This window comes from Maribacter zhoushanensis (genome assembly GCF_029350975.1).
In the GTDB taxonomy this organism is placed as follows: Bacteria; Bacteroidota; Bacteroidia; order Flavobacteriales; family Flavobacteriaceae; genus Maribacter; species Maribacter zhoushanensis.
In genome coordinates, this window is sequence record NZ_JARKMR010000003.1 from 43,908 (window position 1) to 59,067 (window position 15,160).

12 protein-coding genes are annotated in these 15,160 nt (G+C 36.1%); 5 read left to right on the forward strand and 7 right to left on the reverse strand.

What is annotated here, in order from left to right; all coding sequences use genetic code 11:
- Window positions 1-764 precede the first annotated feature (764 nt).
- From PXD56_RS10625 to purN, 4 genes are all read right to left on the reverse strand, one after another.
- Window positions 765-2,663, reverse strand: coding sequence for an amidophosphoribosyltransferase (locus PXD56_RS10625; protein ID WP_276493322.1), 1,899 nt, complete (start codon window positions 2,661-2,663; stop codon window positions 765-767).
- 46 nt (window positions 2,664-2,709) lie between these two features.
- Entirely contained in the window at window positions 2,710-3,636 is a 927-nt protein-coding gene (locus PXD56_RS10630) for a PfkB family carbohydrate kinase (RefSeq protein WP_276493323.1), read from the reverse strand.
- A gap of 114 nt (window positions 3,637-3,750) precedes the next feature.
- Window positions 3,751-4,386: a ribonuclease H family protein gene (locus PXD56_RS10635; protein ID WP_276493324.1), complete on the reverse strand. Its 636-nt coding sequence runs from the start codon at window positions 4,384-4,386 to the stop codon at window positions 3,751-3,753.
- Window positions 4,386-4,961 carry a phosphoribosylglycinamide formyltransferase gene (gene purN, locus PXD56_RS10640; protein WP_276493325.1) on the reverse strand — a complete coding sequence of 192 codons (576 nt, stop codon included), beginning with the start codon at window positions 4,959-4,961 and terminating at the stop codon, window positions 4,386-4,388. The genes PXD56_RS10635 and purN overlap by 1 nt, the downstream gene beginning before the upstream one ends.
- A 289-nt stretch (window positions 4,962-5,250) precedes the next feature.
- Here purN and PXD56_RS10645 point away from each other — a divergent pair, with 289 nt between their 5' ends.
- The 5 genes from PXD56_RS10645 to pyk all read left to right on the forward strand — a co-directional run bounded on the left by PXD56_RS10645 (window position 5,251) and on the right by pyk (window position 9,609).
- On the forward strand, window positions 5,251-5,484 hold the full coding sequence (locus tag PXD56_RS10645; protein WP_008269813.1) for an acyl carrier protein: 234 nt from the start codon (window positions 5,251-5,253) through the stop codon (window positions 5,482-5,484).
- Between the two features lie 106 nt (window positions 5,485-5,590).
- Window positions 5,591-6,841, forward strand: coding sequence for a beta-ketoacyl-ACP synthase II (gene fabF / locus PXD56_RS10650; protein ID WP_276493326.1), 1,251 nt, complete (start codon window positions 5,591-5,593; stop codon window positions 6,839-6,841).
- An 8-nt stretch (window positions 6,842-6,849) separates the two neighbouring features.
- Complete coding sequence (gene rnc, locus PXD56_RS10655; RefSeq protein ID WP_276493327.1) at window positions 6,850-7,584, forward strand: ribonuclease III; 735 nt, start codon at window positions 6,850-6,852, stop codon at window positions 7,582-7,584.
- A 115-nt stretch (window positions 7,585-7,699) separates the two neighbouring features.
- Entirely contained in the window at window positions 7,700-8,164 is a 465-nt protein-coding gene (locus tag PXD56_RS10660; RefSeq protein WP_276493328.1) for an IPExxxVDY family protein, read from the forward strand.
- Between the two features lie 2 nt (window positions 8,165-8,166).
- A complete protein-coding gene (gene pyk / locus PXD56_RS10665) occupies window positions 8,167-9,609 on the forward strand; it encodes a pyruvate kinase (protein WP_276493329.1) in 1,443 nt (480 codons plus the stop codon).
- A 68-nt stretch (window positions 9,610-9,677) separates the two neighbouring features.
- Here the strand turns inward: pyk and PXD56_RS10670 are convergent, their stop codons facing one another.
- The 3 genes from PXD56_RS10670 to PXD56_RS10680 form a co-directional block, all read right to left on the reverse strand.
- Complete coding sequence (locus PXD56_RS10670; RefSeq protein ID WP_276493330.1) at window positions 9,678-10,202, reverse strand: PAS domain-containing protein; 525 nt, start codon at window positions 10,200-10,202, stop codon at window positions 9,678-9,680.
- Window positions 10,203-10,467: 265 nt separating this feature from the next.
- Window positions 10,468-11,916: a TolC family protein gene (locus PXD56_RS10675; protein ID WP_276493331.1), complete on the reverse strand. Its 1,449-nt coding sequence runs from the start codon at window positions 11,914-11,916 to the stop codon at window positions 10,468-10,470.
- Entirely contained in the window at window positions 11,909-15,151 is a 3,243-nt protein-coding gene (locus PXD56_RS10680; RefSeq protein ID WP_276493332.1) for an efflux RND transporter permease subunit, read from the reverse strand. Before PXD56_RS10680 ends, PXD56_RS10675 begins: the two co-directional genes overlap by 8 nt.
- Window positions 15,152-15,160: the final 9 nt, after the last annotated feature.

Below are 15,160 nucleotides of genomic sequence, written 5' to 3' on the forward strand. Positions count from 1 at the left end.
CATAGCTCCGTCTTTTCCCCAAATCTTACCATGAACTTAACCTACTTATGCTATGGTTCTGTAAATATATATGCATTCACTGTTTTATTAAAAGCTAATCGTTGTACGTCACAAACTTAGGTTGTACTACTGGAATTGAAAATTGAAGATGGTTTTAGTGTGATTGTGAAGACAGAAATTGGTATAAAATAAAAAGACGAAGCATAGCTCCGTCTTTTCCCCAAATCTTACCATGAACTTAACCTACTTATGCTATGGTTCTGTAAATATATATGCATTTAATGTTTCGTAAAAAGCTGATCGTTGTACGTCACAAACTTAGGTTGTACTACTAGATTTAAATATTATGGTTGATTTTAGTGTAATGGTGGAGATAACAATGGATATAAAATAAAAAGACGGAGCATAGCTCCGCCTTTTTCCCCAAATCTTACCATGAACTTAACCTACTTATGCTATGGTTCTGTAAATGTAATCTGCATACTAATGAATGTAAAAGGTATTGGCTGAACGTCTCGTAATAACGTTAAAGAGGGTAATGTGAAGAAACGGATTACAATACTGTACCGTATGAAATATTAGAAAATAAAAAAGGCGGAGAAATCTCCACCTTTTTTGCCCCAAATCTTACCATGAACTTAACCTACTTATGCTATGGTAGCTCTAAAAGTAAAGCTGGTTAAGTCAAATCGACCATTCAGTCGATAAAATGCCATTTTCGTCGATGAAATACACAAAACAAGTGCATTTCATCGATATATTATTTAATAAGCGCGTTCATTGTTTCCTTCGTAAAAGTTTATGAATGCTCTATTAACTACTCTGTTTCCGCCTGGTGTTGGGTAGTTACCGGTAAAATACCAATCTCCTAAATTCTTAGGGCAAGCCTCGTGCAAGTTTTCAATAGTTTGGTAAATAATAGAAACTTCTGCTTTTATTCCGTCAGGACTTAATAATTCACCTGTCTTCTTAGAAATTTCCTTTGCCGTAAACGGAGCATAGAATTCTTTCACGTAGTTGATGACATCATTATCATGACTATCAACTTGAGTTAAGCATTTTTTATAAATATCCTCTACAATGTGCATTGTGTTGTTGTCTTCATGTAATGCTAATGCTGCTTTGAAAGCAATAAAGTCTTCTAATTTTGCCATATCGATACCATAACAATCAGGGTATCTTATTTGTGGTGCAGATGATACCACGATAATTTTCTTTGGTGATAATCTGTCCAATATTCTTAGAATACTCTTTTTAAGTGTTGTGCCACGAACAATACTATCGTCAATTATAACAAGGTTGTCCCCTTTTTTTACTGAACCATATGATATGTCATAAACATGGGCTACCAAGTCATCTCTACTACTATCTTGAGTAATAAATGTTCTCAGCTTTGCATCTTTGATGGCAACTTTCTCTATTCTAGGTCTTACATCTAATATTTCGTGTAATTGTTCGCCGGTAATACCAGTACCCAAAGCTAATATTTGCTCTTCCTTTTTCTTGTTCAGGTAGTTTTGAGCTTCTTTCACCATACCGTAGAAAGAAGTTTCTGCCGTATTTGGTATGTATGAAAACACGGTATTTTTAATATCCTCGTTAATAGATTCTAAAATCTGAGGAAATACCAATTTACCTAAAGCTTTACGTTCTTGGTAAATTTCTTTATCACTACCTCTAGAAAAATATATGCGCTCAAAAGAACAGGCCTTACGTTCTTTAGGTTCTTGAATTTGTTTAATATCGCTTGTACCATCTTTTTTAATGATGATTGCGGCACCTGGATCTAACTCTTTAACTTCTTCATAAGGCACATTGAAAACCGTTTGTATTGCTGGTCTTTCTGATGCTACTACGACAACTTCATCATCTCTGTAGTAATATGCAGGTCTAATTCCGCTAGGGTCTCTAAGTACAAAAGCATCACCATGACCTAATAAGCCCGCCATAGTATATCCACCATCAAAATTTTTGGCAGCTCTTTTTAATATTTTATACACCTTTAAGCGTTCGGCAATTATTGGGGAGGCCTCTTGTTTTGTGTAACCTTCTTTTTTTATTTGCTTGTATAATTTAGCTACCGCATCATCAAGAAAGTGACCAATCTTTTCCATTACCGTAACGGTATCTGCCATTTCTTTTGGGTGTTGCCCTAACTGAATAAGATTGTCGAACAGTTCATGAACATTGGTCATGTTGAAATTACCTGCAACGATAAGGTTACGGTGCATCCAATTGTTCTGTCTTAAGAATGGGTGTACACTTTCAATACTGTTTTTGCCAAATGTACCGTAACGTACATGTCCTAAAAGTAGTTCTCCTATATAAGGTATATGCTTTTTTTGCAATGCCACATCATCTTCGTACTCCGGATGCTCTTTAAGTTCCGTATTAATACGATCGTTAATCTGGGCAAAGATATCTTGTATAGGTTGCTGCTGACAAGAACGTACGCGGCTCATGTAACGTTCCCCTGGTTTAACATCTAATTTAATACTGGCGAAACCCGCACCGTCTTGACCACGATTGTGCTGTTTTTCCATCATTAGATACATTTTATTTACACCATAAAATGCTGTTCCATACTTTTCCTTGTAATACTCTAAGGGTTTTAACAACCGTATTACAGAAATACCACACTCATGCTTAATTGCGTCACTCATTGTTTTTGGTATTAAAAAAACCCCAAAATATTTTGGGGCTAAGGTATTATTGTAATTCTATGTCAAACTGAGTCAGCTTTTTAAACTGATGCAGCCTCTCTCTAATTTCTTTTCGATCTAAATCAATCATTCTTTCTGTGCCAAATTTCTCTACACTAAAGGATGCTAAATTAGATCCATGAATAATAGCCTTTTTCATATTTTCAAAAGAGCTATCATTGGTAGCTGCCAAGTATCCTGAAAAACCACCTGCAAACGTATCACCTGCACCTGTAGGGTCAAAAACCTCTTCTAAAGGTAATGCCGGTGCAAAGAAAATTTGGTCTTCGTTAAATAATAAAGCGCCGTGTTCTCCTTTTTTGATTACCACGTATTTTGGACCCATGGTAAAAATCTTCTGTGCCGCCTTAACTAAAGAGTATTCGCCAGTTAATTGTCTAGCTTCCTCATCATTAATAGTTAGTACATCTATATGTTTAATAACTTCCATTAAATCATTTAGGGCATTATCCATCCAAAAATTCATGGTGTCCAATATGATTAATTTAGGTCGTTTTTTCATTTGGTTGATCACACCTAATTGAACAATTGGGTGAAGGTTGCCCAGCATTACAACATCTGCATCATTGTAATTTTCAGGAACAACAGGGTTAAAGTCTTCTAAAGTATTTAGTTCTGTGGCTAAGGTGTCTCTAGAATTTAAATCGTTATGGTATTTACCTTTCCAGAAGAATGTCTTACCACCTTTTACGATTTCTAAAGCAGAAATGTCAATACCTCTATCGGTTAAAAGATCTAAATATTCTTGTGGTAAATCATCACCGACTATAGATATAATGGCAGAATCAACCTCGAATTGAGATGCGGCTAATCCAATATAGGTAGCTGCGCCGCCTAAAATTTTATCTGTTTTGCCAAAAGGAGTTTCGATGGCGTCAAAAGCGACAGTACCTACTATTAAAAGCTTGCCCATAAAATTGTAAAAATTTAAGCTGCAAATATACGATTTTGAAGGGCTAATTAAAATGGTTTTTCAAATACAAATTGTAATAGTTATCAAAGGTGAATTGTTGATATAAAATGCCAATTATTTCCTACCAAAATCAGCAGGAATTTCTCCCCAAGCCTTCGTTTCCCATTTTACTATAACGGTAGTGTATTTGTTTTTCTTTAACCAGTCTTCAGCTCTAGCTATAAGCTCAAAAAGATTTTTGTTTTTAGCAGATGCTGTTAATTTGGTATTACATTTCTTTTTGCGCACCCAACTCATGGCAGTTCTAGAATCTGTGTAGATAATGCGGTCACTATTGCGCTCTTTCAAAAATGCTAGTCCGTGAACCAGTGCTAAAAACTCCCCAATATTATTGGTGCCTTGAGGAAAAGGTCCTTGTTTAAATAGTTTTTTACCTGTTTTGGTATCTACACCTTGGTATTCCATAACTCCGGGGTTTCCACTAGAAGCCGCATCAACAGAAATGGAATGGTAATTTGGCAAACCTATTTTTGCCAATTCTTCTTTAGATAAGGTAGAAGTGTTTTTTTTCTTTCCTTTAAAATCGGCATAATTACCATTGTAGGCTTTTTTGGCGACTTCAAAAGATTCAAAAGATTTGTATTCTGCACCGGCATAGTTGGCAATAGATTTTTTGCATTCCTTCCATGAATCAAAGATGCCTGGCTTTTTACCTTTCCAAACAACATAGAATTTTCCCTTTTTCGCCATTATTGTTTCGCTAAAATTTCGTCAATAACTTTTGGGAAGTACTCATATTCTAGTTGATGAACTTTGGCAGCAATATCTTCAGCAGTATCGTTATTGGTAAGAGGTGCTTTTGCTTGTTTAATAATAGCCCCTTCATCATAATGTGCATTTACATAATGTATGGTAATACCCGTTTCGGTCTCTTTATGCTCTTTGACTGCATTATGAACGTTCATGCCGTACATACCTTTACCGCCATATTTAGGCAACAGTGCAGGGTGAATATTTATAATCTGCCTTGGGAAAGCATTAGTGATAGATTCTGGTATTTTCCATAAAAAACCGGCCAATACTATAAGGTCAGGTTCTAAAGACTGTAACATATTTAGAATAAAGTCGCTTTTAGAAAAAGCCTGTCTATTGAAAAACAAGGCATTAATTTCAAGTCTGTTACAGCGTTCAATGACTTTGGCATTGCTTTTGTTAGTTAATACACAGCATATAGTAACATCTTTGCGGAGTTTAAAATAGTTGGCAATGTTTTCAACATTAGATCCAGAACCTGAGGCAAAAAGAATAATTTTTTTGGTTTTCAATAGAAGTGGTCTTTTTAAGAGAGCGAACAATGAAATTAATTTCGGCAAATAAAGCAAATTTAAAGCTTGTCAGAATTTAGAAAAAAACGATTACCATTTATAGTTCTAATACCTCACTACTTTTCAATACCTTTTATCAACGTTACCGAAACAAAATATTAATATGGTAAAATTACAGCACATGTCTTTAATTTTATTAAATTACCATACATTTTAACGACAATTAGTGTAATTAAACCAAAGTTTTTTATTTTTGCCTTCAATTTAAATTTTTAAAACAAATATTATTATGTCAGACATTGCATCAAGAGTTAAAGCTATCATCGTTGATAAATTAGGAGTTGATGAAAACGAAGTGGTAACCGAGGCTAGCTTTACTAACGATTTAGGCGCAGATTCATTAGACACAGTAGAGTTGATAATGGAGTTCGAAAAAGAATTTGATATTCAAATTCCGGACGATCAAGCTGAGAATATCGCAACTGTTGGTCAAGCGATCAGCTATATAGAAGAAGCGAAGTAAAGCATGTTTTCTTAAATAGAATTCAAATTATCCATGTGGTAAACGCTCCGCATGGATAATTTTTTTTAATTTACGCTTGGTTTAGATTTAAACAAATAAAAGTTAAATGCAGTTAAAGCGAGTTGTAGTTACAGGTTTGGGGGCACTTACCCCAATAGGTAATAATATTGAGGAGTATTGGAATGCACTGGTCAACGGTAAAAGTGGCTCAGCACCAATTACTTATTACGATACAGAAAAATTCAAGGTAAAATTCGCATGTGAGCTAAAGGATTACAAGACCGAAGATCACTTTGAAAGAAAAGAAGGCCGTAAGCTAGATAGATTTGCACAGTATGCACTTGTATCTTCTGACGAAGCTATTCTTGATTCTAAATTAGATTTAGAAAAAGTTGATAAATTTCGTGTTGGTGTAATTTGGGGAGCAGGAATCGGAGGATTGGAAACTTTCCAGAACGAGGTCATGAATTTTGCCAATGGTGATGGTACGCCAAGATTCAATCCATTCTTTATACCAAAGATGATTGCTGATATAGCACCAGGTAACATATCTATAAAACATGGTTTTATGGGTCCTAACTATACAACAGTTTCAGCTTGTGCCTCTTCGGCCAATGCAATGATAGATGCCTTGAACTATATACGTTTAGGCCATTGTGATGTTATTGTAACCGGTGGTAGTGAAGCGGCTGTAACCATTGCAGGTATGGGTGGTTTTGGAGCAATGCATGCATTATCAACAAGAAATGATAGTCCTGAAACGGCTTCAAGACCTTTTGATGCAACCAGAGATGGTTTCGTTTTAGGGGAAGGAGCAGGAGCTTTGGTTCTTGAAGAATATGAGCACGCTGTTGCTAGAGGAGCAAAAATATATGCAGAAGTAGCAGGTGGCGGTATGTCAAGTGATGCTTACCATATGACTGCACCACACCCAGATGGTATAGGTGTAGTTAGAGTAATGGAAAACTGTTTAAGAGATGCAGGTATGTCAATTGAAGATGTTGATGCCATAAACACACATGGTACTTCAACACCTTTAGGAGATGTAGCGGAACTTAAGGCAATTACCAAGGTATTTGGTGAACATGCCAAGAAAATAAATATCAATTCTACCAAGTCTATGACCGGTCACTTATTAGGTGCGGCGGGTGCTATCGAAGCAATTGCATCGATATTGGCAATGGAGCATGGTGTAGTACCACCAACCATTAACCATACTACGGTAGATGAGAATATAGATCCTAGTTTAAACCTTACATTGAACAAAGCTCAAAAACGAGATGTAAAAGTTGCCATGAGTAACACATTCGGTTTTGGTGGACACAATGCATGTGTGGTTTTTAAGAAAATTGATTAATTAGTTTTATGTCATTTCCCACAAACTTATTTAATTCCCATCCAAAAGAGGATGGGGATTTTTTTTTGGGAATAACCAAAATTTTAGGTTTTAAGCCTAAAACATTATCCTTTTATAAGAAAGCCTTTCTTCATAGGTCAATGAATAAAAAGGATGAAGAAGGTAATGCTATGAATTATGAGCGCTTAGAATTTTTAGGAGATTCTATGCTGGGTACCATAATTTCCAAGCACCTTTATAATGAAGTGCCAGAAGGTGATGAAGGTTATCTAACTAAAATGCGCTCTAAAATTGTAAGTAGAGAGCATTTAAACGAGTTGGGTAAAGATTTAGGTTTGATTAATTTTGTGGAAAGCAGAATACCAAAATCACACTTTGGTCAAAATATACATGGTAATGTGTTCGAGGCACTAGTCGGCGCAATTTATCTAGATCGTGGTTATAAATATTGCGAAAAATTTATCTATAAGAGAGTAGTTGATCCTTACGTTGATATTGAACAATTAGAAGGTAGGGTCATAAGTTACAAGAGCTTGGTGATTGAATGGTGTCAGAAGAAAAAGAAATCTTTTGATTTTGATGTTTATGAAGATACGGGCAATGATCCTTTAAAGCATTTTGCCGTTAGATTATCAATTGGCGGTGATGTAGTCGCTAAGGCTAGGGCTACCTCAAAGAAGAAAGCTGAAGAAAGAGCTTCAAAAAGAGCCTTTTTTGCCCTACAGGATAAAATGGGGAATTAATCATTTAACAAAATGATAAAAAGCTAACATTTTAATAACTTTTAATGTGTTTTTATCAATTTATCTAACTAGGCTTTATAGCTTAGAAGTTCTATATTTACCGTTTTGTTGAAGTATGGCTACGACTTATAAAATAAATGATGATTTTTATGATGAATCTTTTAGCCTTATAGCTTTACACACTACCTTAGAAGATTTTGCATTGGCCTACGGCCTAAATAAAACTATTAAGGCAAAATTTGTAAGAGCAAAAAAAAATTTTATTCTTGATGAGAATAAATCGTTTCCCATATTTGAATGGGAAGATGAGTATAATGATATGTATTGGGTGTTAATTGCCAATCATAGTACTGAAAAAGAGCTCATAGTTCATGACGATTTATTTAAGGATGAAACAACATATAAAATGCCTAGGCTCATACCTGAGTATAAGGATGTTGACTATCTATTGAAAATAGAAACAGAGAAGGATGTTGATATCAACTCCTTGATAAAAAACATATTAATGTTGCCCAGAGTTATGGCAGCATATGAAATAAGTACTGACAAACTAAAATCAAAGAACAATCTAATTTTTTAAATATGCCAACTGTAAAAAAGACGAAAATTGTAGCGACATTAGGTCCTGCAACTAGCAAGAAAGAGGTACTCAGGAGCATGATTGATGCAGGAGTAGATGTATTCAGAATTAACTTTTCTCATGCAGATTACGATGATGTAAAAGAGCGCGTAAACATGATACGTGAGTTAAATGATGAAATGGATACGTACACATCTATTTTAGCAGATTTACAAGGACCAAAGTTACGTGTAGGCGTAATGGCAGGTGACGTTGTAGTTAGCCCAGGTGATGAAATAACATTTGTAACAGGAGAGCCTTTTGAAGGTTCTGCGGAACGTGTTTACATGAACTACAAAGAATTCCCAAGAGATGTAAAAGCTGGGGAGCGTATTCTTTTAGATGATGGTAAATTAATGTTCGAGGTTGTTAAGACTAACGGAGAAGATGAGGTTCTGGCTAAAGTAATACAAGGTGGACCGTTAAAATCTAAAAAGGGTGTTAACCTACCAAATACAAATATCTCTTTACCGGCACTTACCCCAAAAGATATCAAAGATGCAGAGTTCGCTATTTCTTTAGAGGTAGATTGGATCGCACTTTCTTTTGTTCGTTTCAGTCAAGATTTAATTGATCTTCAGAATATTATCAATAAACATTCTGAACATAAAATTCCGATCATTGCTAAAATTGAAAAGCCAGAGGCTGTAGAGAATATCGATAAAATTGTTGCGTATTGTGATGGTTTAATGGTAGCTCGTGGAGATTTAGGTGTAGAAGTTCCTGCACATGAGGTTCCGTTGATTCAAAAGCAATTGGTACTTAGAGCTAAGAAAGCTAGAATACCGGTAATTATTGCTACTCAGATGATGGAGACAATGATTACTAGCCTTACGCCAACCAGAGCTGAGGTAAATGATGTTGCCAATTCAGTAATGGATGGTGCAGATGCAGTAATGTTATCCGGAGAAACTTCTGTTGGTAACTATCCTGTTCAGGTTATCGAAAAAATGTCAAGTATTTTGGAGAGTGTAGAAGGGTCAGATTTAATTCATGTACCGCACGATCCACCACATATTCGTACCAAAAGATTTATTACTAAATCTATTTGCTATCATGCCGCTACCATGGCAAATGATATTAAGGCGAAAGCAATTTCAACTTTAACGAATAGTGGGTATACCGCCTTTCAGATTTCTGCTTGGAGACCAAGTGCACATATTCTTGTATTTACATCAAACAAAAGAATACTTACACAATTGAATTTATTATGGGGTGTAAAAGCTTTTTACTATGATAAATTTGTGTCTACAGATGATACTGTTGATGATGTAAACCGTATAGCGTTCAATAAAGGATATCTGCAAGTGGGCGATATGATTATTAGTCTTGCTGCAATGCCTATTAAAGATAAAGGTATGGTAAATACCTTAAGGGTTAGTGAAATAGAGTCGGGCGATATTTAGTCTGTTTCAATACAAAGTATAAAAAAAGGGTCGCTATTAGCGACCCTTTTTTTATAAACACTTACATCTTAGGCAACCTCTTTTTCAAAAGCTATAAAGTTGACCATTTCACCTTTTTTATCAAATATAGGATGTCCTTGAATCCAACAATTATATGTAGATCCATCTTTTCTATAGTTGACTACTGTAACTTCAAAAGGTTTCTTTTCTTTAACGGCATTGGAAACTATTTTCAAAGTAGATTGGGAAGTTAAATCACCTTGAAACATCTTAGGATTTTTACCTATAATTTCTTCAGGATAGTACTGACTCATATTCCACATGTTTTTGGTTGCAAAAACAATATTTAGTTGAGCATCTGTTACTACCACAATATTCTTATCAGATTTTAATTTGGTATCCAATATATCCGTATCAAAATCCCAAGAATTGGCAGAAACTAAACTTAAAAGTGCAACAGAATCCTCTTCGGTCTGTTTTATTACTTCGTAATTAGGAGCATAAAAGTCCCACGAAAGTACAGGTAGCAAATTGTAGTTTAAACTGTTTCTAAACTTGATTACGGCATTATCGTAATCTTTTAAATCTATCATTATGTGTAGTTTAGAGAGATAATTAAATTTTCTTTTTCATAGCAATTGGTGATAAAGCTAAAAATTTACCCATAATGATTAAAATTTTAAGGTGGGATTAGCATAAATGTTTAAGTCTATGTTACTTATACTGTAAAAACTAATTGGAAAGGTTGAACACTAAAATGCTTTTTTTAACAGAAAAATGATCAAAACAATAAAAAACCCTAACAGTATATATACCTGTTAGGGTCAAAAAAATGAAGTTTTTTTACTTGTAATCAGCTTAATTCCATCCGCCGCCTAAAGCTTGGTAAATATTTACCCGGGCCATAAGTTGGTCTTTTTTGGTTTCTACCAATTCCATTTTAGATTCCAAAGCTTCGCGTTGGGTGAGCAATACTTCTATATATTCAATTCTTGCAGATTGAAATAACCGTGTAGATAGGTCTATAGATTCTGTCAATGCTTTCACTTGGTTTTCTTTCAGATTATAGCTCTGTTGAAGGTTTTTCATTTTAGAAAGCTGATTTACCACTTCTATATATCCGCCCAAAATAGCTTTTTCATATTCATATACAGCTTGAATTTGTTTCGAATTTGCCGTGTAATATTCTGCTTTAATAGCATTTCTATTGATTAATGGACCAACAATATCCCCAACTGCGCTGTATAAAAGTGACTCGGGTGTTTCTGTCAGATATTTTGCTTTAAATGCCTGTAGACCAATACCAGCTTTTAACCCTATAGATGGATAAAAATTTGCTCTTGCAACTTTGATGTTCAACTTGGCAGCTTCCAGCTCAAATTCCGCTTGTCTAATGTCTGGTCTATTTAAAAGCAACTGTGAAGGTAAACCAGCATAAACAGTGTCCATTTGTGTATCTATGAATGCGTCTGAATTACGGGCAATATGTTGTGGCTGTCTACCGATTAAAAAATTGAGTTTGTTTTCGGTTTCAACAATTTCTTGTTTTACCTCAAATTTGTGGCTTTGGTTTTTTAATACCTCTGCTTCAAACCTTCTTACGGCTAGCTCTGTGGCACGTGCAGCTTCTTTTTGCAATCGTACCATTTTAAGGGCATTGCCCTGTAGCTCTAAGTTTTGCTCAATAATACCCAGTTGATTGTCTAAGGCTATCAATTCATAATAAGAATCGGCTATCTCTGCAATTAATCTTGTTACCATAAAATTTTTACCTTCAATGGTAGATAAATATTCAAGTGTGGCAGCCTTTTTAGAGTTGCGAAGCTTCTTCCAAACATCAAGTTCCCAGGTGGCAAAAAGTCCGGCTGAGTAATCTGTTAAAGGTTCAGGAAATTCTTCACCATCTTTAATATCCAGATTTTGCTCTACCGCACCATCACGAGTATATTCGCCTACTTTTTCAATTTCTGCACCTGCACCATAATTTACAAAAGGTAGGTATTCTCCCTTTCTAGCTTTCACTTCGTTTTGGGCAACATCTATCTGTTGCATCATTATGCGTAGTTCTTGATTATTTGCCAAGGCGGTATCAATTAGCTTGGTAAGATGTTCATCTTTAAAGAAATCTTTCCATTTCAATTGAGCGCTATTGGTAGTATCCGCCAGTTGCTGTGCATAATTATCTGGCAAATTTTTGTTTGCTTTTTTTAATTCTCTTGTAGGTACGCAAGAATAGAAAAAGCCAATTTGCATTAGAAGCACGAAAAGTAATTTTCCATGCTTCATGGGTTTTATAACTTTAATCATTGTCTTCTTTTTTGGTTAGTTTTTTAATCATTTGTTTTATCTCACGGAGCTTTTGTCGTGTTTTACTTTCCCCTTCGCTTATACGTACAAATTCTTCGGAAATAGGCTCGTCAGACTCTCCTTTTATAAGTCCACGACCATCGGCCATTCTTGCAAATATGTAATATAGACCAGGTATAATAAGTACCCCTATCAAGGTACCCATAAGCATGCCGCCCATAGCAGAACCACCAATAGTTTTATTGGCAATAGCACCGGCGCCATGTGCAATAACTAAAGGTATAAGACCTGCAATAAATGCAAATGAGGTCATTAAAATAGGTCTAAAACGCACTTTTGCCCCTTCAATGGCAGATTCTAGAATAGTGCTGCCTTGTCGTCGTTTTTGTACGGCAAATTCAACGATAAGCACGCCATTTTTACCTAGAAGACCTACCAACATAATAAGTCCTATTTGTGCATATACATCATTGGCAAGCCCCATGGTCTTCAGCATAAAGAATGAGCCTAGCACCCCAATAGGTAATGATAGAATAATAGCAAACGGCAGTAGAAAACTCTCATACTGTGCAGCTAGCACAAAGTACACGAAAATTAGAACCACCAAGAAAATGTAAATAGATTCATTTCCTCTTTGCGCCTCGTCATACGATAACCCTTCCCAAGCCACATCAAAACCTCTTGGCAGTGTTTGTTCAGCAACTTCGTTAATAGCGTTGATGGCATCACCACTAGTATACCCGGCTGCCGGAAGTCCTCTAATGGAGGCAGAATTGTAAAGGTTGTATCTTGTGATTTCATTAGGACCTAGTTTTTTCTCCATTGACATAAATGCAGAATATGGCACCATTTCACCCTCTTCGTTTTTTACGAATAGCTTTTCTAAATCTGAAGGCAAAGCCCTGTATTCTGGAGCTGCTTGGGTATATACTTTAAAAAATCTACCAAAACGAATAAAACCTTGCTCATAAGTACTACCAATTAATATATTTAGGTTTTCCATGGCTTTATCTATGGAAACCCCTTTTTGCATGGCAATTTTATTATTGATTTTTAACTCGTACTGCGGATAGTTGGCGGAGTAGAAAGTAAATAACCCGGTAAGCTCATCACGATTAGATAAAGCTTCCATGAATTCGTTGTTTATCTTTTCAAACTCGTGATAATCCGTTCCATCTGTTTTATCTAAAAGACGCATGGAAAATCCGCCAGAAGAACCAAAACCAGGCACGGCAGGCGGTTCAAAATATTCAATCACGGCACCAAGGTCTTTTGTTTCCTCTTCAAGCTCTTCCATGATTTCATGAACCGAATGATGGCGGTCTCCCCAAGGTTTTAAGTTAATTAGAACAGTACCGGCATTGGAGCCACGACCCTCGGTCATAATTTCATACCCTGCTAAAGAAGAAACCGACTCAACACCATCGGTCTCCTCACAAATCATTTGTAGTTTTCTGGCCACATCGTTAGTACGCTCTAGCGTTGAACCAGGCGGCGTCTGAATAATGGCATAGATCATACCTTGATCTTCGTTAGGTATAAAACCTGCAGGTAAGGTTTCATTTGTAAAGAATATACCAACACAGAAAGCAGCTAGAATACCAAAAGTAAGTACCCTTCTGGCAACAATTTTGTTTAGAATCTTAACATACCTGCCCGTAAGTTTTTCGAATCCTCTATTGAACCAATCTATAAATTTATCGATAGGAGATTTTTTACGTTCTTTACCGTGATTGTTTTTAAGAATCATGGCACATAGCACAGGTGTCAATGTCAATGCAACAATGGCTGATAGAATAATAGATCCTGCCATGGTTATGGAAAACTGTCGGTAGAAAACACCTACCGGTCCTGTCATGAATGCGATCGGTACAAATACGGAAACCATCACCAAGGTAATAGCGATAATTGCACCACCAATTTCATTGACTACTAATTTTACAGCGTCATACGGACCCAAGTGTGTTTCTTCCATTTTGGCATGAACCGCTTCTACCACCACAATGGCATCATCAACCACAATACCAATGGCGAGAACTAGGGCAAAAAGGGTTATTAGGTTAATGGATAGTCCAAATAGTTGCATGATAAAAAATGCACCAATTAAGGACACAGGTACAGCTATAATGGGGATTAGCGTAGAACGCCAATCACCTAAAAAGAGGAATACAACAATTGCAACTAATATAAATGCATCTCTTAAGGTGTGTAAAACTTGCTCTATAGATGCGTTTAAGAAGTTAGAAACGTCATAGCTAATTTTATAATCCATACCACTAGGTAATTCAGATTTTAGCTCTGCCAGTTTATCTTTTACCTCGGCAATTACATCACTGGCATTACTACCAAAAGTTTGTTTCAAAACAATAGAGGCAGAGGGCTTACCATCTAGATTAGAATAGATATCGAAAAATTCACTTCCTAATTCTACATCGGCAACATCGCCTAAAGTCAAAATTTCTCCTTCAGGGTTTGCCTTTAGAATAATGTCTTTATACTGCTGCGGTTCATCATACCTATCTTGGTAGAGTAGCACATATTCTAATGACTGTGATGTTTTACCCGAGCTTTGCCCAATTCTACCAGGGCGTGCCAATATACTCTGCTCTTCCATGGCTTCAAGAATTTCTTCGGCAGATACATTGTAGGCACGCATACGGTCTGGTTTTAACCACACACGCATGGCATATTTACGGCTACCTAAAATTTGAGCACTTGCAATACCATCTATTCGCTGAATTTCAGGAATCATTTTAGTGTACGCATAGTTGTAGAGAAACAGCTCATGGTCATCACTATTGTCACTATAAAGGTTTACGTACATTAACATACTTGGCTGTACGGGGGTAATGATAACACCTTCTCTTTGTACCAATTCTGGTAATAATGGCATTACCTGATCCACTCTTGTTTTGACCCTGACAACTGCTTGATTGGGGTCTGTGCCGGGTTCAAAAATAATACGGAGTGTACCTTCACCGGCACTGGTAGCATCTGATGCTATGTAGCGCATACCTTGAACACCGTTTATGGCGGTTTCTAAGGGTATAAGTGTAGATTTCACTAAAACATCTGCACTAGAACCCGGGTATGCAATAAAGATATTGACCGTCGTTGGCGCAATATCTGGGAACTGTGAAATAGGTAATTGCTTTATAGAGAGCAACCCCACAAATACGATTATCACCGATATGACAATAGCCAATACCGGTCTTTTTATAAACTTACTGAACATGTTTTTTTG

What these genes read in the sequence shown, in the direction of transcription:
- PXD56_RS10625 (WP_276493322.1), bottom strand. Translation starts at nt 2,663, where the DNA reads ATGAGTGACGCAATTAAGCATGAGTGTGGTATTTCTGTAATACGGTTG.
- PXD56_RS10630 (WP_276493323.1), bottom strand. Translation starts at nt 3,636, where the DNA reads ATGGGCAAGCTTTTAATAGTAGGTACTGTCGCTTTTGACGCCATCGAA.
- PXD56_RS10635 (WP_276493324.1), bottom strand. Translation starts at nt 4,386, where the DNA reads ATGGCGAAAAAGGGAAAATTCTATGTTGTTTGGAAAGGTAAAAAGCCA.
- PXD56_RS10645 (WP_008269813.1), top strand. Translation starts at nt 5,251, where the DNA reads ATGTCAGACATTGCATCAAGAGTTAAAGCTATCATCGTTGATAAATTA.
- fabF (WP_276493326.1), top strand. Translation starts at nt 5,591, where the DNA reads ATGCAGTTAAAGCGAGTTGTAGTTACAGGTTTGGGGGCACTTACCCCA.
- rnc (WP_276493327.1), top strand. Translation starts at nt 6,850, where the DNA reads ATGTCATTTCCCACAAACTTATTTAATTCCCATCCAAAAGAGGATGGG.
- PXD56_RS10660 (WP_276493328.1), top strand. Translation starts at nt 7,700, where the DNA reads ATGGCTACGACTTATAAAATAAATGATGATTTTTATGATGAATCTTTT.
- pyk (WP_276493329.1), top strand. Translation starts at nt 8,167, where the DNA reads ATGCCAACTGTAAAAAAGACGAAAATTGTAGCGACATTAGGTCCTGCA.
- PXD56_RS10670 (WP_276493330.1), bottom strand. Translation starts at nt 10,202, where the DNA reads ATGATAGATTTAAAAGATTACGATAATGCCGTAATCAAGTTTAGAAAC.
- PXD56_RS10675 (WP_276493331.1), bottom strand. Translation starts at nt 11,916, where the DNA reads ATGATTAAAGTTATAAAACCCATGAAGCATGGAAAATTACTTTTCGTG.
- PXD56_RS10680 (WP_276493332.1), bottom strand. Translation starts at nt 15,151, where the DNA reads ATGTTCAGTAAGTTTATAAAAAGACCGGTATTGGCTATTGTCATATCG.